At 52.3% G+C, this 26083-nt stretch carries 28 protein-coding genes and 1 tRNA gene; 14 read left to right on the forward strand and 15 right to left on the reverse strand.

Going from position 1 to position 26083, the window contains the following annotated elements:
* Positions 1 to 77: 77 nt before the first annotated feature.
* Positions 78 to 914, reverse strand: a complete 837-nt coding sequence (locus tag B051_RS0101560) for a glycoside hydrolase family 25 protein (RefSeq protein WP_018476417.1) — start codon at positions 912 to 914, stop codon at positions 78 to 80.
* Positions 915 to 1116: 202 nt separating this feature from the next.
* Here B051_RS0101560 and lptB point away from each other — a divergent pair, with 202 nt between their 5' ends.
* Positions 1117 to 1848: an LPS export ABC transporter ATP-binding protein gene (lptB, locus tag B051_RS0101565; RefSeq protein ID WP_026236121.1), complete on the forward strand. Its 732-nt coding sequence runs from the start codon at positions 1117 to 1119 to the stop codon at positions 1846 to 1848.
* A 77-nt stretch (positions 1849 to 1925) separates the two neighbouring features.
* Positions 1926 to 3425, forward strand: a complete 1500-nt coding sequence (locus tag B051_RS0101570) for a GH3 auxin-responsive promoter family protein (RefSeq protein WP_018476419.1) — start codon at positions 1926 to 1928, stop codon at positions 3423 to 3425.
* 123 nt (positions 3426 to 3548) lie between these two features.
* Here B051_RS0101570 and B051_RS0101575 read toward each other — a convergent pair whose 3' ends face one another.
* From B051_RS0101575 to gltX, 5 genes are all read right to left on the reverse strand, one after another.
* Entirely contained in the window at positions 3549 to 3755 is a 207-nt protein-coding gene (locus B051_RS0101575) for a hypothetical protein (RefSeq protein ID WP_018476420.1), read from the reverse strand.
* A gap of 138 nt (positions 3756 to 3893) precedes the next feature.
* Positions 3894 to 4268, reverse strand: a complete 375-nt coding sequence (locus B051_RS0101580) for a hypothetical protein (protein WP_018476421.1) — start codon at positions 4266 to 4268, stop codon at positions 3894 to 3896.
* A gap of 59 nt (positions 4269 to 4327) precedes the next feature.
* On the reverse strand, positions 4328 to 5095 hold the full coding sequence (locus B051_RS0101585; protein WP_018476422.1) for a TIGR00266 family protein: 768 nt from the start codon (positions 5093 to 5095) through the stop codon (positions 4328 to 4330).
* 44 nt (positions 5096 to 5139) lie between these two features.
* Entirely contained in the window at positions 5140 to 5502 is a 363-nt protein-coding gene (locus B051_RS0101590) for a hypothetical protein (RefSeq protein ID WP_033316674.1), read from the reverse strand.
* Between the two features lie 142 nt (positions 5503 to 5644).
* Positions 5645 to 7186 carry a glutamate--tRNA ligase gene (gene gltX / locus B051_RS0101595; protein WP_026236123.1) on the reverse strand — a complete coding sequence of 514 codons (1542 nt, stop codon included), beginning with the start codon at positions 7184 to 7186 and terminating at the stop codon, positions 5645 to 5647.
* A 165-nt stretch (positions 7187 to 7351) separates the two neighbouring features.
* Between gltX and B051_RS0101600 the strand changes: the two genes are divergently transcribed.
* Positions 7352 to 8374: a YihY/virulence factor BrkB family protein gene (locus B051_RS0101600; protein WP_018476425.1), complete on the forward strand. Its 1023-nt coding sequence runs from the start codon at positions 7352 to 7354 to the stop codon at positions 8372 to 8374.
* A gap of 48 nt (positions 8375 to 8422) precedes the next feature.
* Here the strand turns inward: B051_RS0101600 and B051_RS0101605 are convergent, their stop codons facing one another.
* Together B051_RS0101605 and B051_RS0101610 are read right to left on the reverse strand one after the other, a co-directional pair.
* Positions 8423 to 8704: a hypothetical protein gene (locus B051_RS0101605; RefSeq protein WP_018476426.1), complete on the reverse strand. Its 282-nt coding sequence runs from the start codon at positions 8702 to 8704 to the stop codon at positions 8423 to 8425.
* A 103-nt stretch (positions 8705 to 8807) separates the two neighbouring features.
* Positions 8808 to 9188, reverse strand: a complete 381-nt coding sequence (locus tag B051_RS0101610; protein ID WP_018476427.1) for a RidA family protein — start codon at positions 9186 to 9188, stop codon at positions 8808 to 8810.
* 48 nt (positions 9189 to 9236) lie between these two features.
* Here B051_RS0101610 and B051_RS0101615 point away from each other — a divergent pair, with 48 nt between their 5' ends.
* Positions 9237 to 9920: a 3-hydroxyacyl-CoA dehydrogenase family protein gene (locus B051_RS0101615; RefSeq protein ID WP_018476428.1), complete on the forward strand. Its 684-nt coding sequence runs from the start codon at positions 9237 to 9239 to the stop codon at positions 9918 to 9920.
* 185 nt (positions 9921 to 10105) lie between these two features.
* Here the strand turns inward: B051_RS0101615 and glmS are convergent, their stop codons facing one another.
* The 3 genes from glmS to B051_RS0101630 all read right to left on the reverse strand — a co-directional run bounded on the left by glmS (position 10106) and on the right by B051_RS0101630 (position 14188).
* Positions 10106 to 11941 carry a glutamine--fructose-6-phosphate transaminase (isomerizing) gene (glmS, locus tag B051_RS0101620; RefSeq protein WP_026236125.1) on the reverse strand — a complete coding sequence of 612 codons (1836 nt, stop codon included), beginning with the start codon at positions 11939 to 11941 and terminating at the stop codon, positions 10106 to 10108.
* 71 nt (positions 11942 to 12012) lie between these two features.
* A complete protein-coding gene (locus B051_RS0101625) occupies positions 12013 to 13389 on the reverse strand; it encodes a DUF4270 family protein (RefSeq protein WP_018476430.1) in 1377 nt (458 codons plus the stop codon).
* Positions 13373 to 14188, reverse strand: a complete 816-nt coding sequence (locus tag B051_RS0101630; RefSeq protein ID WP_018476431.1) for a glycogen/starch synthase — start codon at positions 14186 to 14188, stop codon at positions 13373 to 13375. The genes B051_RS0101625 and B051_RS0101630 overlap by 17 nt, the downstream gene beginning before the upstream one ends.
* A gap of 136 nt (positions 14189 to 14324) precedes the next feature.
* On the opposite strand from B051_RS0101630, the gene panC reads away from it, so the two are divergent.
* The 7 genes from panC to B051_RS0101665 all read left to right on the forward strand — a co-directional run bounded on the left by panC (position 14325) and on the right by B051_RS0101665 (position 20296).
* A complete protein-coding gene (gene panC / locus B051_RS0101635; RefSeq protein WP_018476432.1) occupies positions 14325 to 15179 on the forward strand; it encodes a pantoate--beta-alanine ligase in 855 nt (284 codons plus the stop codon).
* A gap of 99 nt (positions 15180 to 15278) precedes the next feature.
* Positions 15279 to 15626 (forward strand): aspartate 1-decarboxylase, encoded by a 348-nt coding sequence (panD, locus tag B051_RS0101640; protein ID WP_018476433.1) that lies wholly within the window; start codon positions 15279 to 15281, stop codon positions 15624 to 15626.
* Positions 15627 to 15634: 8 nt separating this feature from the next.
* Entirely contained in the window at positions 15635 to 16678 is a 1044-nt protein-coding gene (locus B051_RS20715) for a lysylphosphatidylglycerol synthase transmembrane domain-containing protein (protein WP_033316635.1), read from the forward strand.
* On the forward strand, positions 16662 to 17150 hold the full coding sequence (gene rfaE2 / locus B051_RS0101650; protein ID WP_018476435.1) for a D-glycero-beta-D-manno-heptose 1-phosphate adenylyltransferase: 489 nt from the start codon (positions 16662 to 16664) through the stop codon (positions 17148 to 17150). The genes B051_RS20715 and rfaE2 overlap by 17 nt, the downstream gene beginning before the upstream one ends.
* A 14-nt stretch (positions 17151 to 17164) precedes the next feature.
* Entirely contained in the window at positions 17165 to 17845 is a 681-nt protein-coding gene (locus B051_RS0101655) for a zinc metallopeptidase (RefSeq protein ID WP_018476436.1), read from the forward strand.
* Between the two features lie 229 nt (positions 17846 to 18074).
* Entirely contained in the window at positions 18075 to 19214 is a 1140-nt protein-coding gene (locus B051_RS0101660) for an acyl-CoA dehydrogenase (RefSeq protein ID WP_018476437.1), read from the forward strand.
* Between the two features lie 158 nt (positions 19215 to 19372).
* Positions 19373 to 20296, forward strand: coding sequence for an AraC family transcriptional regulator (locus B051_RS0101665; RefSeq protein WP_018476438.1), 924 nt, complete (start codon positions 19373 to 19375; stop codon positions 20294 to 20296).
* Here the strand turns inward: B051_RS0101665 and B051_RS0101670 are convergent.
* Genes B051_RS0101670 through B051_RS0101680 form a run of 3 tightly spaced genes read right to left on the reverse strand, consistent with a single transcriptional unit; the run spans position 20279 to position 21985 of the window.
* Positions 20279 to 21046, reverse strand: a complete 768-nt coding sequence (locus B051_RS0101670) for a phosphoglycerol geranylgeranyltransferase (RefSeq protein ID WP_018476439.1) — start codon at positions 21044 to 21046, stop codon at positions 20279 to 20281. The genes B051_RS0101665 and B051_RS0101670 overlap by 18 nt on opposite strands.
* Positions 21036 to 21608, reverse strand: a complete 573-nt coding sequence (locus B051_RS0101675; RefSeq protein WP_018476440.1) for a hypothetical protein — start codon at positions 21606 to 21608, stop codon at positions 21036 to 21038. The genes B051_RS0101670 and B051_RS0101675 overlap by 11 nt, the downstream gene beginning before the upstream one ends.
* Positions 21605 to 21985, reverse strand: coding sequence for a phage holin family protein (locus B051_RS0101680; RefSeq protein ID WP_018476441.1), 381 nt, complete (start codon positions 21983 to 21985; stop codon positions 21605 to 21607). The genes B051_RS0101675 and B051_RS0101680 overlap by 4 nt, the downstream gene beginning before the upstream one ends.
* A 149-nt stretch (positions 21986 to 22134) precedes the next feature.
* Between B051_RS0101680 and B051_RS0101685 the strand changes: the two genes are divergently transcribed.
* The gene (locus B051_RS0101685; protein ID WP_018476442.1) at positions 22135 to 23232 is read left to right on the forward strand and encodes a J domain-containing protein; all 1098 of its coding nucleotides are present in this window, start codon (positions 22135 to 22137) and stop codon (positions 23230 to 23232) included.
* A 238-nt stretch (positions 23233 to 23470) separates the two neighbouring features.
* Here B051_RS0101685 and B051_RS0101690 read toward each other — a convergent pair.
* Positions 23471 to 23546, reverse strand: a tRNA-Phe gene (locus B051_RS0101690).
* Positions 23547 to 23714: 168 nt separating this feature from the next.
* On the opposite strand from B051_RS0101690, the gene B051_RS0101695 reads away from it, so the two are divergent.
* A complete protein-coding gene (locus tag B051_RS0101695) occupies positions 23715 to 25088 on the forward strand; it encodes a (Fe-S)-binding protein (RefSeq protein ID WP_018476443.1) in 1374 nt (457 codons plus the stop codon).
* Positions 25089 to 25194: 106 nt separating this feature from the next.
* Positions 25195 to 26013, forward strand: coding sequence for a (Fe-S)-binding protein (locus B051_RS0101700; RefSeq protein WP_018476444.1), 819 nt, complete (start codon positions 25195 to 25197; stop codon positions 26011 to 26013).
* The last annotated feature ends 70 nt before the right edge of the window (positions 26014 to 26083 follow it).

The raw sequence follows: 26083 nt of genomic DNA on the forward strand, positions 1-26083 counted from the left end.
AAACTGTACTAGAATACAAACGAGCGGGGGCTCCTGTTTTACAGGAGCCCCCGCTCGTTTAGGCCATGTTATAGAACTCATTTCGCCACCTCTAACTGCTCTAGCTCAGCCAGGATGAGTTGCTCGGAGTAGGGCAGCAATTTAGGCGGCACGCACATCATGTTCAAGGAGTTCCAGTCGCCGACAAAGAAGTTTAGGTCGATGTTCGCGTTTACACCTGGTATTCTGCCTCTGTCCGTATACTGCCAAAACAGCCATTTATCCTCCTGGTCGATGTCTGGCTCAACGGTGCTGTAGCGGGCTATCCAAAAATGGTATTCCTTGAAATGCCCCTGCAGCCAGCGGCGGTAGAAGTTCTGATTGGTATAGATAATCGGCTTCACGCCATAATGCTCCGTAACGGCCTCCAACCACTTGTGCATGCCTCGACGCAGCTCGGCTCCGGAGGTATGCTTGTCAATCACCTCCACATCCAGCACGGGCGGCAAATCACCGGCCTCCAGTTGCACCGTGTTAATGAAAAAGTCAATCTGGCTCTGCACCGGTGCGGCAGGTATGTAGAAATGGTATGCGCCGCGTTTGATGCCCACGCGCTTGGTCTCCTCCCAGTTCCGTCCGAAAAACGGGTCTAAGCGATAGTCATCCTGTGTTGCCTTCACGAAAGCGAACGTGACATCAGACTGCTTCAGTTGGTCCCAGTCCACCTCTTTCTGCCACTTCGACACATCCACCCCTTTAAGGCTGGAGGAGGTAATCATGGTCGTTTTGACAGCGGCATCCGTGCTTTTGGAGCCACTTGGCGTGTTGCTTGTACCTTCAGGATTGTTGATGGCAATGCCCGCAAGCCAAGCCAGAAGCATAAGGTTTGTGTAGGCCAGTTTTTGGACTGCCAGGTAGAGTAAAGGTAGCATCATGTAAAGGCTGGTTAATCGGAAATCCAAGCTAAGCAGAAGAAGGCACATAAACAAAGCCGGGGCACAGAAAAAAATCGGCGCGAATATAAATTTTTGAATATTCACCCCTGCCTGTCACTCCTGGAATACAGCCCAGGCAGGTGCAAAACTTGGCCGAATGCCTGCATTGCAGGACGGGTGCAGAATGCGTAACTTTAGCCCGATGATACTACGAGCAGAACATCTATTCAAGAAATATAAATCGCGCATGGTCGTGAATGACGTGAGCGTAGAGGTGAATCAAGGAGAGATTGTAGGACTGCTGGGTCCCAACGGAGCTGGCAAGACCACGTCCTTCTACATGATTGTTGGGCTGGTGAAGCCCAACAGCGGGAAGATATACCTGGATAAAGAAGAAATTACGGATTTGCCCATGTATCAGCGGGCGAAGCGTGGAGTAGGGTACCTGGCGCAGGAGGCTTCTGTGTTCAGGCAACTCACGGTGGAGGAGAACATCCTGGCGCCGCTGGAGATGACCAATCGACCTAAGAAAGAGCAATTGGAGAAAGTGGAGGAGCTGCTGGAGGAATTCTCGCTGACGCACGTGCGTAAGAACAAAGGCATTGTGCTGAGTGGAGGGGAGCGCCGCCGCACCGAAATCGCCCGCGCCCTGGCCGTAGACCCCAAGTTCGTGCTGCTCGATGAGCCCTTTGCCGGCGTGGACCCCATCGCGGTGGAGGAAATCCAGAGCATCGTGGCCAAACTCAAAAGCAAGAACATCGGCATCCTCATTACCGACCACAACGTAAACGAGACCCTGTCCATCACAGACCGCGCCTATCTGTTGTTCGAAGGAAAAATCCTGAAGTCTGGTACCGCTGAGGAACTGGCCGCCGACGAGCAGGTGCGCCGCGTATACCTGGGTAAGCACTTTGAATTGAAGCGTAAGATTTAGTCTGCAATAGCCGTTTATCAATTTAGCCCTTAAGCCATCAGCCCTTGGAAATAATTAACTCGATTGTGACGTGGGTCATGAAGAAGCGGATTCATGACATTGATTTGTTTCGGAAGTACCCGCATGAAGTGCAGAACGAGCTCTTTCAGGGACTCATCAGCACGGCCAAGGGAACGGAGTTCGGGAAGAAGTATGGCTTCAGCGATATGAAGTCAGTGAAGACGTTCCAGGAGCGTGTACCCATTGCCGCTTACGAAGACCTATACCCGTACATTGAGCGGGTGATGAAGGGGGAGCAGAACATCCTGTGGCCCAGCAAAATCGAGTGGTTCGCCAAATCTTCCGGCACCACCAACGCCCGTAGCAAGTACATTCCTGTCAGCCCCGAGTCTTTGGAAGACTGCCACTACAAGGGCGGCAAGGACATGCTCTCCATCTACGTCAACAACTACCCAGACACCAAGCTCTTCACGGGCAAGGGGCTCTCCATTGGGGGCAGCCACCACCCGAACGAGTTCAATGCCAAGACATCCTGCGGCGACGTGTCGGCGGTGATTATGCAAAACCTACCTATCTGGGCGGAGGCCATGCGCACGCCGCCGCTCAAAGTGGCGCTCATGGATAAGTGGGAGGAGAAGATAGAGAAGATGGTGCAGGTGACCGTGCCGGAGAACGTGACCAGTCTGAGCGGCGTGCCTACCTGGACCTACGTGCTCCTGAAGCGCATACTGGAGGTGACCGGCAAAAAAGACATTACGGAGGTATGGCCGAACCTGGAACTGTTCACGCACGGCGCAGTGGCCTTTGGGCCTTACCGACAGCTGTTCAAAGAGATTATACCTAGCAAAAAGATGCATTACATGGAGGTATACAACGCCTCCGAAGGCTTCTTCGGCATACAGGACCAGCGCGACACCGAAGACGAGATGCTGCTCATGCTCGATTACGGCGTGTATTACGAGTTCATCCCGATGGACCAACTGGAAGAGGAGAGCCCCAAGACGCTGACGCTGGACCAGGTAGAACTGGGCAAGAACTACGCCATCGTCATCTCCACCAACGCCGGCCTGTGGCGCTACAAGATTGGTGACACCGTAAGGTTTACTAATCTTAGCCCATACCGCATCAAGATATCAGGGCGAACGAAGCACTTCATCAACGCTTTCGGCGAAGAGGTGATTGTGGAGAATGCCGAAGTGGCTATTACGAAGGCCTGTGAGGCAACTGGAGCCATCATCTCGAACTTCACGGCCGCACCTGTTTATATGGAGAGCGGCAAGCGGGGCGGGCACGAATGGCTGATAGAATTCGAAAAAGAGCCTGATAATCTGCAGCGCTTCACGCAGGTGTTGGATGCGACCCTGCGTGAGGTCAATTCCGATTACGACGCCAAGCGTCAGAACGACATTGCACTTCAAGAGCCCATCGTGCATGCGGCGCCTCAGGGTACGTTTATGAAGTGGCTGAGCCACAAAGGCAAGCTAGGAGGACAGCACAAGGTGCCTCGCCTCAGCAACACCCGTGAGCACCTGGAGGAAATCATGCAGGTGAGTGGAATGGTGGTAAAGAGCAAATAGTGCTTCTTCGCATGTCGTACTCACTCATATTTGAGGGAACATAAAAAAGCCCGGCAGGTATACCTGCCGGGCTTTTTTGCTCTAGGCTATATCTCAAGGTATAGCACATATCTTCTAGATGAACTACGGGTTCAGCAGCTTGTAAATGCCAGCATATACCGCAAGACCTAAGAACAACAAGAGCAGCACATTGAAATAAATAGGTATTGTCTTGCCCTTGACTTCTTTGTAATCGAAGCCCTGAGCGGTCAGCACCATAAACAGGAACAGGTTGATGATAGTCAGCACCTTGTTGACAGTGTTCCAAATATTCTTGATTTCTAAGGTCATCGTGCAAATTTAGGTATAGTGCCAGAATGTATACTTCCGATGGATAAATATAGTATAAAAAGCCTATATCGAGAATTTCTTATGTGTTCTGGCAATGTGGCAAGAATTAAGTATGCATCAGACTGGCAAATTCAACTCTTATACAGCCAGCTTTCGCATATTCGTAATTGTCAAGACAGCTCCCAGAGCCAACCCGCATAAAGAAAGCACTGAGCCAACAGCTAGCAACTGTATAGCGCTCTGAGTAACAACTTCAAAATCATTGAACTCTGAGAGAGTTGCTAAAAAGGCTACGAAGCTAATCAGAGCAGTGAATAAGCCTAAGCTGATTCCTACTACACGATTCTGCCATACAACCTGAACAGTGAGTGCGACTATGATTGCCAAGGCTGCAAAACTGACGTTCTGCTTCTCCACCAAATCCCCAAAAAACCAGAATGCTGCTAAGGCCAGAAAGTAGAGATAAGGTATAACGTCACTTTTATAGTCGCTAAATCTGAGTTGTTTCTCCATTTTTAGAAGCTGTTTTGGTTGCTGCTTTGTTTAAACCAAATCGAGGGAATAATTCAGGTTTACTCCAGGAAGCTGCTCAGCATGCCGCCTTCCTTCTTGGCGTTCTCGCCGTGCGGCATGAGCGCCTGAATCAGCTTCTTCACCGGCATAGACTGCAGCCATACCTTGCCTGTGCCGCGCAACGTGGCCAGGAACAGGCCTTCGCCGCCGAAAATCATGGACTTAAGACCGCCTGCCTGCTGCACGCTGAAATCTATACCTTGCTCAAAGGCCACCACACAGCCAGTGTCCACGCGCAGGGTCTCGTTGTTGAGGTCCTTCTCAACGATGGTACCGCCGGCATGCAAAAAGGCCAGTCCGTCGCCGGTGAGCCGCTGCAGAATGAAACCCTCGCCACCGAACAGACCAGAACCTAGCTTCTGATTGAAGTGCATGGCCAGCTTGGTTCCCAGTGCCGCCGCCAGAAAGGCATCCTTCTGTGCTATCAGCGTATTGCCGCGTACCTGCATCAAGTCAATGGGCAGGATGGTGCCAGGGTAAGGGGCCGAAAAGGCTACCCGGCTCTTGCCATACCCACGGTGCGTGAAGTGTGTCATGAACAGCGACTCACCTGTGATGAGGCGGCTGCCCGCCGACATCAGCTTGCCCAGGAAGCCTTGGCTGGGATTGGAGCCGTCACCCATTTTGGTCTGGAAATCAATGCCTTCCTCCATGTATACCATGGCGCCCGCCTCGGCAATCACGGTCTCGTTGGGGTCCAATTCTATCTCCAGCACCTGTATGTCGTTGCCGAAGATTCTGAAGTCAATTTCGTGTGCGTTTCTCATAGTTTAGGAGTGTTGATGTTCTGAGAGACAATATAGTTATTTCTCTAATCCTCTTCAGCATCCTCCTCCTCTTCAGCACTTTTTTTTCTGCGGGCCTTTGGCAGGTCTTTGTCATCCTCGTCATCCGAAACCGAACTGGTGCCTTTCACAAAGTCCTCGTCAGTCTCTTCCACCTCCTCGCCTTCCTCTATGTGAAACTCTTCTTCCTCTTTCTTGGCACGTTCGGCGGCGTCGCGCTTCACCAGTTTCTTGTCCTCCACGTTCTTGTTCAAAAACTCGTTTATCTTATCGATGGAGTAGTTGGAGGTGATTTCGCCCTGTTGGTTTACCTTTATCTCGAAGCCCTCGAGGTCTTTGTGTACCCGCGTCTTCTTAGAGCTTTTGTTCTCTTTTTTATTCTTAGCCATAGGATTGGTCTTCATGGTTCTCCCTGAAGTATAAGGCGAATCGGCCAAATGGTTACAGGCAGGTATGGCAGCAGGGGGTAAAAACGAAGAGCGGCTGCCTCTGCTGAGGTAGCCGCTCTTTTGCACGCGTAGGTATGCTGCCTTATGCGGAAGCGTACTGGCTGAGGGCACCGATGGCGGCGTCTATTCTGCTTTCCGTCTCTCCGCGTCCAATCACCTCAATAATCTGCATCAGGTCAGGGCCTGCCTCGGCACCAGTCACCGCCAGGCGCAGCGCCTGCAGCACCTGTCCGATTTTCATGCCGTGGCGCTCCAGGATGCTCACCAACAGGTCTTTCACAGCGTCGGCATTGAAGTCGGCCAGGGTGGACAGCTCATTGCGGAAATCCGTGAAAACGGCCACGGCCTGGCTGTTCCACTTTTTGGAGGCTACCTTCTCATTATACTCAGTAGGAGCCACGAAGAAATAGGCCGCCTCACGCCAGAACTCCTGCGGGAAGCTCACGCGCTCCTTCATCAGGCCGGCAATTTTCTCAGCTTTCTCAGGTGAGCAAGAGATGTTGTGCTCTTCCAAGGCCTTGAGCAGATAGTCTGCTAACTCGGCGTCTGGCTTGGCGCGCAGGTACTGCTCGTTGAACCAACGGGCCTTCTGTATATCGAAACGGGTACCGGACTTGCCGATGCGCTCAATGGTGAATTCGTTAGCCAGTTCCTCCATAGAGAAGATTTCCTGCTGCGTGCCCGGGTTCCAGCCCAAAAAGGCCAGGAAGTTGATGAACGCTTCCGGAATGTAACCCGCCTCGCGGTAGCCAGAAGAAACCTCACTCGTAAACGGGTCTACCCAGCGGAGCGGGAAAACAGGGAAGCCCAGCTTGTCGCCGTCGCGCTTGCTCAGCTTGCCGTTTCCGTCTGGCTTGAGCAAAAGCGGCAGGTGCGCGAACTCGGGCATGGTGTCTTCCCAGCCCAGATAGCGGTATAGTAACACGTGCAGCGGCGCCGATGGCAACCATTCTTCGCCACGAATCACGTGCGTGATTTTCATCAGGTGGTCGTCTACGATGTTAGCCAGGTGGTACGTCGGCATACCGTCTGACTTCATCAATACTTTATCGTCGATGGCAGAAGAGTGTACCATTACCCAACCACGAATCAGGTCTTTCAACCGAACCTCTTCCTTTCGCGGCACTTTCAGGCGGATGACGTATGGCTCGCCAGACTCCAGACGCTTCTTCACCTCGTCCTCTGGCAGGGTGAGGGAGTTTTTCATCGTCATGCGGGTGATGGCGTTGTACTGCGGCGTGGCTACTTTGGCAGCCTTCAGGCGCTCGCGCATTTCCTCCAGTTCCTCAGACGTATCGAAGGCGTAGTAGGCATGGCCGCTCTCAATGAGTTGCATGGCGTACTGCATGTACATGGGCTTGCGCTCCGACTGGCGGTATGGGGCGTAAGGGCCACCGTTCCATGGGCTCTCGTCCAGCTCAATGCCGCACCACTCCAGCGACTCGCGTATGTAGTCCTCAGCCCCGGGCACAAAGCGGTTCTGGTCTGTGTCCTCGATGCGCAGAATCATCTTGCCGCCGGTCTTCCTGGCCAGCAAAAAATTGTAAAGGGCCGTGCGGACACCGCCGATATGGAGAGGCCCTGTCGGGCTCGGGGCAAAGCGTACTCTAACTTCTCTTTCCATTTATGGTTCTATCAAAAAGGCATTGCAAATGATGGCACAAAGGTACAAAATAAATTCTCGTTTCGGTAAGGTGTTGCGTGCTGTAACCTATACCTGTACGTGGCGCAGGTATAAACATAACCTTTCATCTGCGTATCAGTTTTAGGATAATATCCCTACCTCCCCATGCCCCGCAAGACGCTGATAAAGATATGGTGCCTGCTCAAGGAGGCTGGCCTTGAGTTTATCGAGAATAACTCCTTTCAAAAAGGGGCGGCGCTGGCTTATTACACCATTTTTGCGCTGCCGCCTATCCTGCTCATCATCATCAACGCCACGGGGTATTTCTTTGGGGAGAAGGCCGTGTCGGGGGAGGTATACTACCAAATCAAGGAACTCATTGGGTCGGAGGGTGCCTTTGAGGTGCAGCGGATGGTGGAGAACATCAACGAGATAACAGGATTCAACCTGGCCACCGTCATAGTGTTGGTCACGCTCTTCATAGCCGCCACCGGCGTTTTCGTGTCGCTGCAGGATTCCCTCAACGAGGTATGGTATGTGCGGCCTGCACCCAAGCGGGGCTATCTGAAGCTGATTCTGGACCGGTTCCTGTCTTTTGGAATGATTCTGGCCATCGCCATCCTGCTGATTTTGTCGCTGCTGGCGAACACCATTTTGGTAGCTGTGGGCGACTTTCTCGATTCCCGCTTTTCGGGATGGGTGGTATACGTGCTGCGTGGGGGTAACCTGGTAACGGGCTTTGTGATGATGACCTTCCTGTTCGCCTGCATCTACAAGTACCTGCCCGATGCCAAAATCAAGTGGCGCGATGTGTGGGTGGGGGCGCTGGTGACGGCCATCCTCTTCAACATTGGTCGGGAGGTGATTGGCCTATACCTGGGCACGAGCAACATCACCTCCATATACGGGGCGGCGGGCTCCGTGATTGTCATCCTGTTGTGGGTGTTCTATACCTCCCAAATCATCTTTTTCGGGGCCGTGTTCACGTTCGTCTACTCCCGCAAGTATGGCTTCAACATCTATCCGGCCGAGTATGCCGTGCGTTTCATCCGGCAGGAGGTGGAGGTGGGGCATACCGCCGTGAACGCCGAGCCGGGTAAGTTCACCAAGGACATCTATGGGGAACAGGAGGCCAAGGAGGCAGCCGCGGAGCATGAAGGAGACAAATCAGCCGGGGAGAACATTTGAGTTAAGGGGTGGTGGGAGTAGGACCTTCAGCGGCCTTGTCTATTTTGTCTAAAACGGGTAGAGAAAGATAAGGGTCAGGATGCAGATTCCCATGCCAAACAGACCTATTTTCTGCCGATACCTTCTGTAGGATACGAAGCCTAACACGGCTCCCGCAGTTTCGCCGATAGCTAAAACCATTCTGCTAGTCGCGCCCATGAAGTATGGCGTTACCGTATCCTGCAGCTCTCCTAACTCCTGCTGGTTCAGATTGAACTGATAGGTATAGTAGGTCACTAAAATCAGTCCTGTAATGCCAATCAATGCCGAAACGATTCCTATCTTCCTCATGCTGCATCAGCCACGACTATTGAACAATGCCTGCCATACCTTGAGTCCGCCCCTAGGCAAGAGCCGGAGGCGGACTTAGGCTGCTGTTGATTGCTATACCTGCTTATAGCGCCGCGATGCAGGAAATCTCCACGTTCACGTCCTTTGGCAGGCGGCTCACCTCCACCGTCTCGCGGGCAGGCGGGCTTTGTCGGAAATAGCTGCCGTAAGTCTCGTTTATCTTGCCGAAGTTGTTGAGGTCTTTCACGAAGATGGTGCACTTGAGCACGTTCTCGAAGCCCATCCCTGCCTCTTGCAGTATGGCAAACAGGTTCTTCATGACCTGGTGTGTTTCCTCCTCAATGCTGCCGCTCACTAGTTCGCCGCTTTGTGGGTCCAGTGGGATTTGCCCGGACACGTACATGGTGCCGTTGTGAAGCGTCGCCTGGCTGTAGGGCCCTATAGCGGCTGGTGCATTGGCGGATGTGATGATGCTGTGCGTCATAGTCTGAATGGTTTTAATATGTATCTTTACCATCAAAAGTACAGAAATATGCACATACTTGTTTTGTCTGGAGCCGAAATGGCCGCTGAGTTCAGGCAGAAGTTTCCGGAAGGGAGCCATGGCAACACCTATACCTTTCTGCACAGCCACAACCTGACTGATGAGCAACTCAAGCCCTCTGACGTGGTGTTTGACTTTCTGCTGCACGAGCAGCCGGAGCGCCTGAGCTATTATGCCCCGGAGCAGGTGGTGTTCTGCCACGCCGTGACGAAGCAACTGGCGGCGCTGGTGCGCGAATCGGGGGTGGAGACCTGCTGTACCCTTTTTGGATTCAATGGCTTACCTACCCTGTTCAACCGTCCGCTGCTGGAAGTGAGCCTTTACAGGGCAAGCGAAGCCGAAAAGCTCCGCAGCGTATGCGAACAGTTGGGCACAGACTACCAGGTAGTAGACGACCGCGTAGGTATGGCTACGCCCCGCATCATCAGTATGATTATCAACGAGGCCTGCTATACCTTGCAGGAAGGAACGGCCTCCATCCGGGACATCGACCTGGGCATGAAGCTGGGCACCAACTACCCAAAAGGACCCTTTGAATGGGCCAATGGAATAGGTATAGCAAACGTGTACAACGTGCTGGAGGCGGTGTATGAAGACACCAAAGAAGAGCGCTACAAAATCTGCTCACTGCTGAAGACGAAGTACCTGAAAGGAGAGAAGTTTGAGGTATAGCGCTGCCTTTTTGAATCCCGAACCTGTTCAGTATTCGTTTGGTAGCTAGGCTTGCTAAGAGACAAAACATAGCTTCCTGGTCCGGTATCATTTCTGATTTCTCCCAATGGTCGAAATGACAATGAAGGAAACAAAAAGGGGGAAGCTGATTGGCTTCCCCCTTTTGTCAGAATATATTACTGTGCTTACTCTACCGTCACAGACTTCGCCAGGTTGCGGGGCTGGTCTACGTTGCAACCGCGCATCACCGCGATGTGGTAAGACAGGAGTTGCAACGGAATAACCGACAACAACGGCACCAGGTGCTCGCTTGTCTCCGGAATCTCAATTACATAGTCCGCCATGGCTGGTATAGTGGTATCGCCTTCGGTCACAATGGCTATGATTCTGCCTTTGCGCGCCTTCACCTCCTGTATGTTCGACACGATTTTCTCGTATGAGCTGTCCTTGGTAGCAATCACCACCACCGGCATATGCTCGTCAATCAAAGCGATTGGGCCATGCTTCATCTCAGCAGCCGGGTAGCCTTCCGCGTGTATATAGGAAATCTCTTTCAGCTTGAGTGCGCCTTCCAGGGCAACCGGGAAGTTGTACCCACGGCCCAGGTATAGGAAGTTGGTCGCATCTTTGAAGGTTGCCGAAATCTCCTGAATCTGCACGTCAAGCAGCAAGGCACGCTCCACTTTAGCCGGGATGCTCTCCAGTTCCACCATCAGTTGGTGCAGCTTGGTCGTCTCCAGGGTGCCGCGCTTGCTTCCGATAATCATGGCAATCAGGGACAGCACCGTTACCTGTGCTGTGAAGGCCTTCGTGCTGGCAACGCCAATCTCCGGACCGGCGTGGGTATAGGCACCCGCATCGGTGGCGCGGGCAATAGAGGAACCCACCACGTTGCAGATGCCGAAGATGGTGGCGCCTTTGGACTTCGCTAATTCAAGGGCTGCCAGGGTGTCAGCGGTTTCACCAGACTGTGAAATGGCAATCACGATGTCACGCTCGCTGATGATGGGATTACGATAGCGGAACTCAGAGGCATATTCTACCTCCACAGGTATACGCGCCAGGTCCTCAATCAGGTATTCGGCTACCAGACCGGCATGCCAGGAAGTACCGCAGGCCACAATGAGGATACGCTCCGCATTCACGAACTTGTTTTCGAACTCGCGGATGCCGCCCATCATCAGGTGGTTGCTTTCGGCAATCATGCGGCCGCGCATGCTGTCCAGGATGGAGCGTGGCTGCTCAAAAATCTCTTTCAGCATGAAATGCGGGTAACCACCTTTCTCGATGGACTCGAGGGCCATTTCCAGGCGCTGCACATAAGGCGTCTGCACCACGTCTTCCTTCGTACGTATTTCCAACTCACCGTCACGGATAACCACCAGTTCAAAGTCGTTCACATACACTACGTCATTGGTGTATTCAATGATAGGAGTGGCGTCAGAGGCCAGGAAGTACTCGCCTTCGCCTATGCCTACCACCAGCGGGCTGCCTTTGCGGGCGGCAATCAGGGTGTTCTGGTCTTCTTTGGAAAGCACCACGATGGCGTAGGCGCCTACCACCTCATGCAATGCCAGGCGAACCGCCTCTGGCAGGGAGCACTTGCTGTTTTGCTGGATGTCTTCAATCAGGTTGATGAATACCTCCGAGTCCGTCTCTGACTGGAAGGTATGTCCTTTCTCTAGTAGAAGTGTTTTTAGGGCTGCGTAGTTTTCAATGATGCCGTTATGGATAATCGCTATTCGCTTAGAGCTCGAGTAATGCGGGTGTGCATTCACATCGTTCGGCTCCCCGTGTGTGGCCCAACGGGTATGGCCCATGCCTATGTGGCCATGTACATCCTTGTCTACAATGAATTCCTCAAGGTCGCTTACCTTGCCTTTTCTTTTGTAGACGCTCAGGTCTCCGTTCATCAGTGCTATGCCTGCGCTGTCATAGCCCCTGTACTCAAGTCGTTTCAAGCCTTTCAAAATGATAGGGCAAGCGTCTCTATGCCCTACGTAAGCTACAATTCCACACATACGTTTTAAATTACATTAAAAAAATAAAGGTACCCGTAAAGGTACCTTTTTCCCTAGAAAGTATAAAATTTCTATTGAAGTTTTGAGTAGTAGAGAAGGAGCTTCACCGGCTGCGCCTCGGTGTTGGTGATGATAGCGCGGTATGGGTTCAACTGTGCACTGATTAGGCGCGTACGGGACTGCTGGTCAGCCGTTACGATGGCCGCGCCCAACAATAGTCCGTCGTTCTGTTTCTGGCCAAGCAAAAGTGCCTGCAGGTAAGACGTTATGTTGATGTTGTAGTAGCCCTTCGTCTTGTTATATGCAATTGCTGCCGGGTTGTCTGTAAGCGCTACTGGGGCGCCATCTATCTGTACGGCGCGTGGTGTGCCTGTGGCATCTGTCAGAATACGGTTGGAGCCGTTTGTCTCATACAGCACCAGTTGCGGCGGCACCGGGAGGTTGTTTCCGGTAGAGGAGGCCTTCACAGGTATAAGCAGCTCTGCACGGTTGATGATGAGGTTGCCCTGCAGGGTTTTCAGTTGCTCCAAATGTGGTAAATTCAACTTTGTCAGAAGCTGGGCGCCCGCCTGGACGTAAGTGTCACCCCCAGTCTCAGTTGATGGCACAAAGCTGCCCTTGGTCTGCAGGTTGGCAATGGCTGTGCCTGAGCGGTCTGTGGTTATGCGGCTAAAGTAACCGCCTGAGCCAATCACGAAGACGTGCGTCTTCTTTGTGCCGTCTCCTGCCGTGTAGTGCAGCGTGAGGTTAGAGCTGTTTGAGTTCAGGTTCAGACCCAACACGCTGGCATTGGCACCGTCAGGCGACATGATGGCCACTCCCCTGAAAAAGTTGAGGAAGCTGGTTTGGTTGGTGAAAGTCGGTTGACCTGACTGGGCCACAAACTGGTTCGCCAACTCAGGGCTCAGCTTGATACTCAGGATTTTGGTTTTCTTAGTGGAAGTGCCGTCCACTGTCACTACTTCTACTCTTGGTTTGAAGGCCTTGGTGCCGAGTGGTGCCGGCTCGAAGGCTATTTCAGAGCTGGTGAAGTAAGATGTTTTCTCATCGAAGGCGCCCGTGAGACGGTGCACCTGCACCTGCAGGTCCTGCAGTGTGTCGGCATACTTGAAGCTATAGTCCAGGTTGAGCACCAGCGAGTCGGCCTTGGCGTTGTTGCCAAACGTCACGTTGGTCCCGCCCAGCCCTATCTCTGCAAAGGTAGCGGCGCTTGTCACGCCCAGCACAGGGTCGGCGTAGCGGCCCACCAAAGCGGTGGCGGCGCGGTACGATACGATGGAATCGCTCTGTAGCACAGTTCCGGTCTGGATGGTAACCGTGTCAGTGAATTCGGTGCCTATCAGGTTCTCGTCCTGTAGTTCCAGTCCAATGTCTGTAGGGTCTTCGCAGGCTGTAAGGGCGGCAAATGAGAAGAAGAAGAGGAATAATCTTCTAACGGCTGAGTTCATTATATAAGTTGAAGTATGAATCACACAGGTTGTCGTCGGCACTGATGGTATTGATATGCTTGTTTGTCCCCACAAACTCATTGAACATTTCGTTGATGTTCTCGCTGAAGTTCTCGTTCGTTTTGATGACAGAGTCCGCATACTCCATGCCTATCTTGATAAAGCTGTCCAGGTCAGCCGACTGAAGGTGCGTCAGCATGCTGTCTTCGATATCAAGCATTTTCACTTTCTCCAGCAAGTCGCCGTCGAATTTGTGTTTGTACTCGTGGTTGTATACCGTGAAAATAGACTTGGCATCCTTGAAGATGGGGTCTTTCTTGTAGGTCGTCTTCATGTACATCGGTATCAGGCCAGTCATCCAATCGTTGCAATGTACGATGTCTGGCTGCCAGCCCAGTTTCTTCACTGTCTCCAGCACGCCTTTGCAGAAAAAAATGGCCCGCTCGTCGTTGTCTTGGTGAAAGTTGTTATTCTTGTCAACGAAAACGGACTTTCTGTGAAAATAGTCTTCGTTATCTATAAAATATACCTGTAGTTTCGCATTCGGAATAGAGGCCACTTTAATCACCAACGGTTTCTCGTCATCACCGACAGCTATGTTGATGCCTGACAGGCGGACAACTTCATGCAAACGGTTCTTGCGCTCGTTTATTATGCCAAACTTTGGAACAAAGATACGGATTTCCATACCTCGCTCTTGCATCCCCTGTGGCAACGTGTTCAGAAATTCTGCTACTTTGGTGGTCTGTAAGAAAGGAAGGATTTCGGTGGCGGCGTAAAGGATTCGCAATTTTGACATGATATGTAGTTAAAAATTAAAGGCAAAGAGTAATGGGACGTGCAAAATTAGCATTTTTTATTCTAATTTTCAATTTAATCTTCTGTGACCTACTTTTGTCGGCTTTCACCAATTGCACAAATTTAGACCCTCTTACATGCAAGTTATAGAACAGGTCGCGTCAATCAGAACCATTGTGCAGGCGTTGCGCTGCAGCGGCAAGCGCATCGGCTTCATCCCTACCATGGGTGCACTGCACGAGGGGCACCTGCAGCTGATGCGTGCTTCGGCCCGCGAGAACCACGTGACCATCTGCAGCATCTTCGTGAACCCCACTCAGTTCAACAACGCCTCCGACTATAAGCTATACCCCCGCACGTTGGAACAGGATACCAGCCTGCTGCAGACCGTAGGCTGCGATTACCTGTTCGCTCCGTCTGCGGAGGAGGTATACCCACAACAGTCGCTGCTGCGCTTTAGTTTCGGGGAGCTGGAGACGGTAATGGAGGGCACGCACCGGCCGGGGCACTTCCATGGCGTGGCCACCATCGTAGGCAAGCTCTTCAACCTGGTGCAGCCGCACAAGGCCTACTTCGGGCAGAAGGACCTGCAGCAGGTGGCGGTGGTGCGGCAACTGGTGCAGGGCCTGGGCTTTGACCTGGAGCTGGTGTGCCACCCGACGGTGCGCGAGGCTGATGGGCTAGCCATGTCGTCGCGCAACAAGCGGCTCAACCCGGCGCAGCGGCAGCTCGCTACGCAGCTTTACAAAGTGCTGCAGCTGGCCAAGCAGGATTTGAAGCAGAAGCCGCTGGCAGGTATAAAAAGTGAGGTGGCTCATTACATGCAGCAGGTGGACGAGCTTTCGCTGGAGTACTTTGAGATTGCCGACCCCTATACCTTGCAGCCGGTGGAGGACCTGGGCCAGCGGGACGAGGTGGCGCTCTGCATTGCCGCTTATGTGGGGGAGGTGCGGCTCATCGACAACATCGTGGTGAATCTAAACGAAATATAAGTTGTTTTGGCTTGTAAAGGCACCACAGGTTGTGCAGAGGAGTTGGTAGTTAATCTGCAGCATATTGCATAACTTTGCGGCCTGTTACAAAAACAAACCATGTATATTGAGGTTTTAAAATCCAAAATCCACCGTTGCAGGGTCACGCAGGCCGAGCTCCACTATGTGGGCAGCATCACCATTGATGAGGACCTGATGGATGCCGCCAATGTGGTGGAGAACGAGAAAGTGCAAATCGTGAACATCAACAATGGGGAGCGCTTCGAGACCTATGTGATTAAAGGTGAGCGCGGAACCGGTACGGTGTGCCTGAACGGCCCTGCGGCACGCAAAGTGCAGGTAGGGGATATTGTGATTGTCATCTCTTACTGCTCAATCAAGTTTGAGGACGCGAAGGAGCACAAACCTACGCTGGTGTTCCCTGACCAGCATAACCGCCTGGTGTAAGCCACTCGATGAGAAAACTGCTCTCCTTTCTGAAGTATAGCCTGCTTTTGGGGCTCTCCGCATTCTTGATGTGGTATGCGCTGAAGGAGCTTGACTTTGAGAAACTGTGGGCAGAACTGCAGAGCATCAGCTACGGTTGGCTGCTCCTGTCGCTGTTGCTGGGTGTGGCGGCCTATTTGAGCCGGGCCTACCGGTGGTACATGCAAATAAAGCCTACGGGCTACTCCCCCTCGCTTAGAAATACTTACAATGCCATGATGGTGGGCTATGTGGCCAATCTGGTGCTACCGCGCATGGGAGAGGTGGTGCGTTGCAGCATGTTGCGCCGTACAGACGGCCTGCCCGTCAACAAAGGCTTTGGCACGGTCATAGCCGAGCGCCTCATCGACATGGTCATGCTGGCCATCTTCCTGGGGCTGACCTTCCTGCTGGAGCTCGAACGCGTGCGCAACTTCCTCTTGGGCCTCTTCACTGACAAGTACGACAGCATGGAGCAGAGCCTTGGGTCGCTATACTTAGTGGGCGGCATCGTGATGGCGGTAGGGCTGGTGTTTCTGGCGCTGGGCCTGCTATACCTCAAAAAGCTGCAACAGAACGCCTTCTTCATGAAAGCGGTGGGCTTTGTGAAAGGTATGCTGCAGGGGGTGTTCAGCATCTCCAAAATAGACAACCAGTTCGTCTTTTGGGGCCATACCATCTTCGTGTGGGGGATGTATTACGGCATGAGCCTCGTGGTGTTCTACGCCATGCCGGCCACCTCCGGCCTTTCGCCTGTGGCGGGGCTGTCGGTGCTGGTGGTAGGCAGTTTAGGTATGGCGGCGCCGGTGCAAGGTGGCGTGGGCGTATACCACTTGCTTGTGCAGACCACCTTGCTACTGTATGGAGTTCCCAAGGAGGCGGGCATGGCCTATGCCCTGGTGGCCCATACCTCGCAGACACTTTTGGTTGTTGTGATGGGAGTGATTAGCTTTATGTCCATCATGCTGCAGCGCCCAGTGGCTGCAGGTGAAGTCGCTGAAGCTAACGCACACATCCATGAATACGAAAGATAAAATCTATACTCTTCCTCAACTGCGGCAACAGCTGCAGGCATGGCGCGCACAGGGCCAGAAGGTGGTTTTCACCAATGGCTGCTTTGATTTGCTGCACCTGGGCCACGTCGATTACCTCGAAAAATCCAGACAACTTGGCGATAAACTGGTGCTCGGTCTTAACACGGATGCGTCAATAAGCCGTATAAAAGGTCCAAACCGCCCGCTTCAGGACGAAATGTCACGTGCGCGGGTTATGGCATCCTTGTTGTTTGTTGATGCTGTAGTATTGTTCGATGAGGATACGCCGCTGGAACTGATTAAGGCTTTGCAGCCCGACATACTGGTGAAAGGCGATGATTATTCCATCGAAAATATTGTGGGGCAGGACGTCGTTACAGCAAGGGGAGGCGAGGTGAGAACCGTCCCGCTTGTGAAAGGCTACTCCACCACCAACATTGTTAAGAAAATAGAAAACCAAAACAAGTTCTAAGTTAGAAGAAAGCTATGGCTGGAATATATTTAATAGGTATCCTTTTCATGGCCCTCAGCATGTGGGTGAGCTGGCGCCTGAAGAGCAAGTTCAAAAAGTACTCAGAGATTCCGCTGCAGTCAGGCTATACCGGCCGTGAAATTGCGGAGATGATGCTGGCCGACAATGGCATCCACGATGTGAAAGTGATATCGGTGGCCGGTAGGCTGACAGACCACTACAACCCGGCTGACAAGACCGTGAACCTGAGTGAATATGTATACGAGGCGCGCAGTGCCGCTGCGGCTGCCGTTGCAGCGCACGAATGTGGTCACGCGGTGCAGCATGCTAAGGCGTATAGCTTCCTCAAGTTCCGTTCGGCTATGGTTCCGGCCTTGAGCATTGCCTCGCGCTACATGCAGTGGATTATCCTGATAGGCATCCTCATGCTGCAGACCACGCCTATTCCACTGACGATTGGAGTGGCGCTCTTTGGCCTGACGACTATCTTCAGCTTTGTAACACTGCCCGTAGAGTTTGACGCTAGTAAGCGTGCGCTTGCCTGGATTAGCTCCAACAACGTGGTGACGCAGCAGGAGCTGGTAATGTCGAAGGACGCACTCAAATGGGCTGCCCTGACCTACGTGGTAGCCGCACTGGGCTCTCTGGCTACGCTGTTGTACTACGTGTCACTGCTGATGGGCCGTCGTGACTAACTCAAAATTGTATCAAATCTGCCTATAGTATAGCGCCACCTGCTCTTTATGAGCGGGTGGCGCTATTTTTTTATACTATCTTAACTCAATAACATCGTATAAAGAGTTAGTGTATAACATGGAATCCAACCTAACAAATATTAGTTAGGCAGGTTATATGAATAATACTATTGAATTTTTAATTTTGCACTATAAAGTCTTTTAATCACATTCTTTTACATATAGAAGCATGAATTTCCAATTAACAGAAGAACACTTGGCAGTACAGGCTGCCGCCCGTGAATTTGCACAGACAGAGCTGTTGCCAGGCGTGATAGAACGTGATGAGCATCAGAAATTCCCTGCTGAGCAAATCAAGAAGATGGGAGAGCTAGGATTCCTAGGTATGATGGTTGACCCCAAGTATAATGGGGGCGGCATGGATACCATTTCCTATGTATTGGCCATGGAAGAAATCTCCAAAGTGGATGCTTCCGCTTCTGTAGTAATGTCTGTGAACAACTCGCTTGTGTGCTGGGGCCTGGAGAAATATGGCAATGAGGAGCAGAAGCAGAAGTACCTGACCCGCCTGGCAACAGGCGAAATCATAGGCGCCTTCTGCCTTTCTGAACCGGAGGCTGGTTCTGACGCCACTTCACAGCGTACCACCGCTGAGGACAAAGGTGACTACTACCTGCTCAACGGCACCAAGAACTGGATTACCAACGGCAGCACAGCCTCAGTATACCTGGTAATTGCCCAGACGGATGTGGCGAAAGGCCACCGCGGCATCAACGCCCTCATTGTAGAGCGTGGCATGGAAGGCTTCCAGATTGGCCCGAAAGAGAACAAACTGGGAATACGCGGCTCCGACACGCATTCTTTGATGTTCACTGACGTAAAAGTACCAAAGGAGAACCGCATTGGCGAAGATGGTTTCGGCTTCAAGTTCGCCATGTCTACGCTGGCGGGTGGCCGCATCGGTATAGCGGCGCAGGCGCTAGGTATAGCATCAGGCGCCTATGAGCTGGCCGTGAAGTATTCCAAAGAGCGCAAGGCGTTCGGTGTGGAGATTGCGAAGCACCAGGCCATTCAGTTCAAACTGGCCGATATGGCAACCAACATTGAGGCGGCTCGCCTCCTGTGCCTGCAGGCAGCCCATGACAAGGACATGCACCAGGATTATGGCAAATCAGGAGCTATGGCGAAACTATTTGCATCCAAGGTAGCCATGGATACAACCATAGAGGCGGTGCAGGTACACGGCGGCTACGGTTTTGTGAAAGAATACCATGTGGAGCGTTTAATGCGTGATGCCAAAATTACACAAATCTACGAAGGCACTTCTGAGATACAGAAAATAGTAATTTCAAGAGAATTGTTAAAGTAATTTGGCACTTAAATGCTTGTGTCTGTGTTGATTAGGCTTAAGATAGGGTTTTTCTAATTAAAATTAAATATTTAAAATATTTTGAATTTTACGAAGATTAGCCTTAGCTTTAGGCCAAATTAAAGGGTTTATAGTATAAAAGTTAGTTGGTAACACACATGGAAGATTACAATAAAATTATTGAGTCGCTTGGGGTGCGGTTCATTAAAGCTAAAAATCTGGTGTTGCAGCAGCCGTTTTCGGTGCGTAATTACTACGACGTTGGCAACAACCTGATTCTGCTTCATAAAGGTACTATTTTCTTTGGCGAAGAGGAGCAAATGGTAGAGGAGGGTGAACTGCTGTTTATTCCGGGTGGACGTAGCACGAAAGTGACGTACGGCTCCGGAGAGGGCAGAACCATCTCGAACGATGACCTCATCACCAACAGAGAGAAGTTCTTTAAGAGCAACAACGACCTCGACCTGATTGGCGACGCAGAAGAGAGCCACAGCTATGTGAGCTTCGAAGCCAAGGTATTTGACTCCGTTAACTTCTTTGCATCACTGGACCTGCCGGCGTTCCTGATTTCAGGCAACAACAAGCTGGCCAACCTGGTCATCAAAGTGGTGGAAGAGAGCATGCAGGACCTGCCAGGCAAAGAGCGCCTCATCAGCATCTACACCGAGAACATCGTGGTGGAGATTGTGCGCCACATCCTGCGTAACAAGATGTTTGTAGAGCAACTGGCCACGAACAGCACGTACTTCAAGGATCCACGCCTCATCGACCTGTTCAACTACATCAAGGAGAACCTGGGTGGCGATTTGTCCAACAAGGTGCTTTCTAACGTAGCGAACGTGTCAGAGGATTACGTAGGCCAGTACTTCAAAATGCTGACTGGCATCAACCCACAGGACTACATTGAGTATCAGCGCATGGAGCGCGCCGTGTTCCTGCTTCGCACAACGAAGAAGAGCATCCGCGAAATCGGTAAGGACGTAGGCTACAAAGACACAGCTTACTTCTGCCGCCGCTTCAAGATGATGTTTGGTATACCTGCCGGTAAGATGCGTCGTCGCGAATCAGCGATGAACATTTAAGGCAACATTATAAGAAGCAATCAAGTGAGAAACCTCGGCCAGAAAGCCGGGGTTTTTTTCTATGTGGTTGCCTATGACCAGCACGTCGGCGCCCGCCTCCAGTGCGGCCGCTGCTTTATCGGCAGTGTTAATGCCGCCCCCCACTATCACCGGCACGTCCACCACCTCGCGCACGGCCTTTATCATATCGGCACTGATGGGGTGCATGGCACCGCTCCCGCCGTCGAGGTAGATGTAGCGCAGGCCCAGCAGTTCGCCAGCCATGGCGGTGCAGGCGGCAATGCCGGGTTTGTCATACGGTATAGGCGTGGTGCCGCTCATGTACGAAGCAGTGGTCTGACGGCCGGTGTCCACCAGCATGTAGCCGGTAGGGTACACCTGCAGTTGGCTCGTCTTGAGTATGGGGGCTGACAGCACGTGCTGCCCGATGAGAAAATCCGGGTTGCGGCCCGAGATGAGGGAGAGGAGCAGAATACCATCGGCCTGCTTGTCGATGTGCAGGCTGTTGCTTGGGAAAAGGATAACAGGTATGCTGCTGTTCTCTTTGATAAGCCGGATGATGGAGGCTTGATTATCGGTGGTGATGAGGCTGCCTCCCACAAAGAAGAAGTCAACCTGGTGTGTTTCGCTCAGGGCAAGCAGGTTCAGGCAGGAAGCCTCGTCAAGGTTGTCGGGGTCGAGCAGTACCGCGAAGTGCTTCCTGCCTGGTTCATGTTGCTTTTGTCTGTTGCGAAGGTTGTTAAACGGCATCCTCTTGTGGAACGGTATACTCAATGGTTTCTATTTCAGTCACCTCAATGGGTGCTGCTGCAATATCGCTATTTTTAGAAACACTGTTTAAGTATTCTTCCACCTTTTTGGTCATGTACAGGAGCAGCAGCGTGGTGAGTTGCTGCGTGAGCATCTGCGCCATCTCTGATTTCATGAAGCCTTGCGCCCTGCCTGTTGGATGCCCCCGCTCCGCCAAGGTATAGTTCATGCGCTCAGAAGCCAAGGTATAGTCATCTTCCTGCTCATGTATGAGGGAATCATATTGTACCCTGCCCGCCGACGGGGTGTAGTAGCTACCTTTCAGACTGGCCTCTTCGTTTCTCTTGAGCTTTTTGCTTTTTTTTTTGCTGCCGCCGAACATGCTCCGGATGAGCAGGCCCGCCACCAGGATGCCGCCGGCTATGGCTACTTTCTTGCCAATCTGCTGGCCCTGGCTTTTGATTTGGTTCACATCACCCATCAAGGCGTTTTTGTACTCTTCTTTCTGGCGCTCTAGCAATTCCCGTTCGCTGTCAAACAAGGGGTTCTTTGTCTCGCTCATATCGCTTTGTCTCGTTTGTCTGTTTTATATATTGTGTTGTCAAAAGTCTTGTCGGCCACGTTCTGGAACACCTTTTTGTCAAGCCCTATGAAAAGAATCACCAGGACAGCCACATAGAACAGCGCCACGATGCCAAACCCCCAGAAGGAGCTGTCGAGGAGGTGATTGAGCAGCAGGCCCAGGAAGATGCTCACAAACAGCACGCTCATCAGCCCGAAGAAACCCAGGAGCACGGCATGCAACGTGCTTACGAATGAGGCCTTCAGCTTTTCCTGTATCTCCAGGCGTATAATGTCTATGCGGGTATCTACATAACCCGTCAGGTTCTCGATGAGGTTGGGGCTCTTTTCTTTTGTGAAATTATCCTGGTCAGCCATAGTGCTCAGCTTTTTTAGTGCTTTTTCTGTATACGGTAGTAGATTGAAAAATTTGCGATTCTATTCTGTTAGAGTTGTAGTACGGAATTTGCGGTATATTGTCCGTGTTTACTTAACTTAAGTAGAACTTTTTTGTTACAGCAGCCCCCTTGGATCACAATTTATATACCATCCTCGGCGTTAGCCACACCGCCTCGGCACAGGAGATAAAACTGGCTTACAAGCGCCTGGCGTTGAAGTACCACCCTGACCGCAACCCAGGCGACACGCGCTCCGAGGAACTGTTCAAGATAGTGAACGCCGCTTACCAGACCCTGTCCGACCCGAGCAAGCGGGCCAGGTATGACCTGCGGTTGCAGTACCTGCGGGAGCAGCGGCAGGCCATACAGCAGCACCAGGCGTACCACAACCCGCGCTACCGCCAAACCCGCGAGCCAGCCCCCGTATCAGAGCGCTATTACCAGAACATCCCGCGCCGGGAGGAGCGCCGCTTCAGCCGGAAAGACGTGTACATCACACTTGGCTTTTTCGCCGTCATCCTCGTTTTCAGCCTGCTGCTCAAGTCCACGATGGACTACATCACAGGACAGGACAGGTATAAGACGGCGCTCACCTACATCGAACATGGCAAGTACACCAGTGCGCACAGCCTGCTCACCGAGGCCATTTACTTCAGGCCCAAGCACGCCGATGCCTATTTGACCCGTGCCAGCCTCGAGATGCACGTGAATGAGAATTTCAGGTCTGCCGTAGAAGATTTAAACCAATTCATCCTGCTGCACGAAAAGCCGTCGGCGGAGGCATACCTGATGCGCGGAAAGTGCCATGCCAAGCTAAACAACTACCGCCAGGCGGAACTCGACTTTGGGCAGGCGCTGGCGCTGGACAGCACCATGTATACGGCACAGTTGGACAGGGGGGAGGTACGCCTTTTCTACCTGAAGAAATACCAGCAGGCCATAGCCGACTTCTCTGACTTCCTGAGCCATACCCAGCGTGGCGAATCCTGGGCGAACGCGCTTACCTTCAGAGGATTTGGATATTATAAAACGGGGGATTATACCGCATCGGAGCAGGACTACAGGCGCGTGCTGCAAGCCGATGGCAACAACGGACGGGTGTTCTACCTGCTGGGCCGCACCGAGTTAAGGCAGGCGCAACCTGATTCCGCTTGCGCCCATTTCAACGAGGCTTACCGGTTAGGCTACTCCGCCGCCCTGCTGGAACTGAGGGCCAACTGCCGCTAGGAAAACCTTTAAAACCCTTCTTGCATCCTGTAGGTTATACCTGCTGAAAAGACTCTCTACCAAGCGCTCTTCATGGACTAAGAATCTATTTGAAAGAGAAAAGCCTCGCATTTCGGGCAAATGAATAGGATGGGAATGCTTTGTGGCAACCGGCGGGCGGAAATAAAGTATAGGTCTGCAGTGAGCAGAAAGAGTGCAAAAACAAAAAACCCTTACCGGTTAGGGTAAGGGTCCAAGCTGGTGGTGATGATTGGAATCGAACCAACGACACATGGATTTTCAGTCCATTGCTCTACCAACTGAGCTACATCACCAGCTCTATTGTTACCCCGTCTTCCGAAAGGGTATGCAAAAGTAGTAACCAAAACGGAAGGCGCAAACTTTATGATAAAAATATTTTAAAAAAGGTGCCCTGTAAACGTTTGTTCTCACTTTTCTGCTATCTTTATCTATAAATTGGTATGTATAACGAATAATTTGCCGTGATTCAACTCGAGAATATCATCTTCCTTATAGTGGCAGGTTTGGGTATAGGCCTGTTTGTGTGGCAGATTCGCAAAATCCGCAAAAACATCCTGATAGGGCGTGACGTGGAACTGGCGGATAACCCGTCAGAGCGCATCAACAAGACATTGCTGGTGGCCTTTGGGCAGCAGAAAATGTTCAAGCGCATGTTGCCGGCCGTGTTGCACCTGTTCGTGTACGTCGGTTTCCTGGTGATTAATATCGAGGTGCTGGAAATCATGATAGACGGCGTGTTCGGGACGCACCGGGTGCTGGGCTTCCTAGGGCCGTTCTATGATGGGCTCATGGCCGTGAACGAGATTCTGGCTGCCCTCGTAATCATCGCCTGCGTGATTTTCCTGTGGAGACGGAACGTGACAAAGGTGCCTCGTCTGGCAACGGGCGTGGAGATGAGAGCCTGGCCCAAGATGGATGCTAACGTAATCCTGATTACGGAAATCGTACTGATGTTCGCTCTCTTCGCCTTCAACATCGCGGACCTGAAGTTGGCTGCACTTAACAACCATGACTTGCCGGGCAGCTTTCCGGTGAGCAGTGCCTTTGTGGACGCCTTTGGCAGCGATGCCGGCACGCTTGCGACCATAGCGAGCGTGGGCTGGTGGATTCACATCATTGGTATATTAGCGTTTATGAACTACCTGCCTAGTTCTAAGCACTTCCACATCATCATGGCCTTCCCGAACGTGTACTTCTCTAAGCTGTTGCCGAAGGGTAAGTTCACGACCAACCCGGCCATCACACACGAAATCAAAGCCATGCTGGACCCAAGCTACCAGCCACCGGCTCCTGAGTTGGACGTAGATGGCAACCCAATCGTGCAGCGCTTTGGTGCTAAAGATGTGGAGGACCTGACCTGGAAGCAGCTGATGGATTCCTATACCTGCACGGAGTGCGGTCGTTGTACCTCGGTGTGCCCGGCCAACATTACAGGCAAGCTGTTGTCGCCGCGCAAGATTGTGATGGATACCCGCGACCGCATGGAGGAGAAAGGAGAGCATCCGGCTATTTTCGCGCCGAACCACTACAAAGAACTGGGCGTGGAGCGTGTGCAGATCACCGATGAGAAGACATTGCTGCGCGGCTATATCACCCCGGAGGAGCTTTGGGCCTGTACCACCTGCAACGCCTGTGTAGAATCCTGCCCGGTGAACATCGACCAGCTGTCTACCATCATGGACCTGCGCCGCTACCTGGTGCTGGAAGAGTCTGCCGCGCCAGCCTCGCTCAACGCCATGTTCACCAACATCGAGAACAACGGTGCACCATGGGCCTTCCCGCCGTCAGACCGTTTCAACTGGGCAGAAGACTTGTATGTGCCTTCTAAAAACTAGACAAAAGAATATCTAGACAAAGGACGAAAGACTTTGCGATACGGGACCTGCGAAATAGTCCTTTATCTTATGTCATGCAGTCTTTCGGCCATTTTCAAATAAACAGATGGAAGAGAATAAAAGATTAGTGAAAGTGCCAACCATGGCGGAGATGGCTGCGAACGGCGAGGAGCCGGAGGTGCTGTTCTGGGTTGGCTGTGCCGGCTCATTCGATGACCGCTACAAGCGTGTGACCCGTGCCTTTGTGCAGATACTGGAGCACGTGGGCGTGAAGTATGCCGTGCTGGGCACTGAGGAGAGCTGCACCGGCGAGCCCGCCAAACGAGCCGGCAACGAGTTCCTGTTCCAGATGCAGGCTATCACCAACATAGAGGTGCTCAATGCCTATAACATAAAGAAGATTGTGACCGCTTGTCCACACTGCTTCAATACTTTGAAAAACGAATACCCGGACCTGGGCGGCAACTATGAGGTAATTCACCACTCCACGTTCCTGCAGCAGCTCATCAACGAGGGCAAGGTGGCGGTACAAGGAGGCGAGGCGTTCAAAGGCAAGCGCATCACCTTCCACGACTCCTGCTACCTGGGCCGCGCCAACGACATTTATGAGGCGCCACGCGATGTGCTCGCTGCCCTGGATGCCGACTTAGTGGAGATGAAGCGCAGCCGCGCCAATGGCCTGTGCTGTGGTGCCGGTGGTGCCCAGATGTTCAAGGAGCCGGAGCCGGGTCGCAAAGACATCAACATAGAGCGTACGGAAGAGGCCTTGGCCACGCTGGGCACTGGAAATGGTGTGATTGCAACGGCTTGTCCGTTCTGTATGGTAATGATGAGCGACGGCGTGAAGAACAAGGAACAGGAAGAAACCGTAAAAGTTTTTGACATAGCCGAGCTCATCGCGCAAGCCGAAGGTTTGAGCAGGTAAACAGCTACATTGTTAAATTGGTGATTGTTGTTTTCTGGCAGAGTGTCTTCCGGTATACCTGATAGTCTAG

It is taken from the genome of Pontibacter roseus DSM 17521 (assembly GCF_000373265.1).
GTDB classification, from domain to species: Bacteria; Bacteroidota; Bacteroidia; order Cytophagales; family Hymenobacteraceae; genus Pontibacter; species Pontibacter roseus.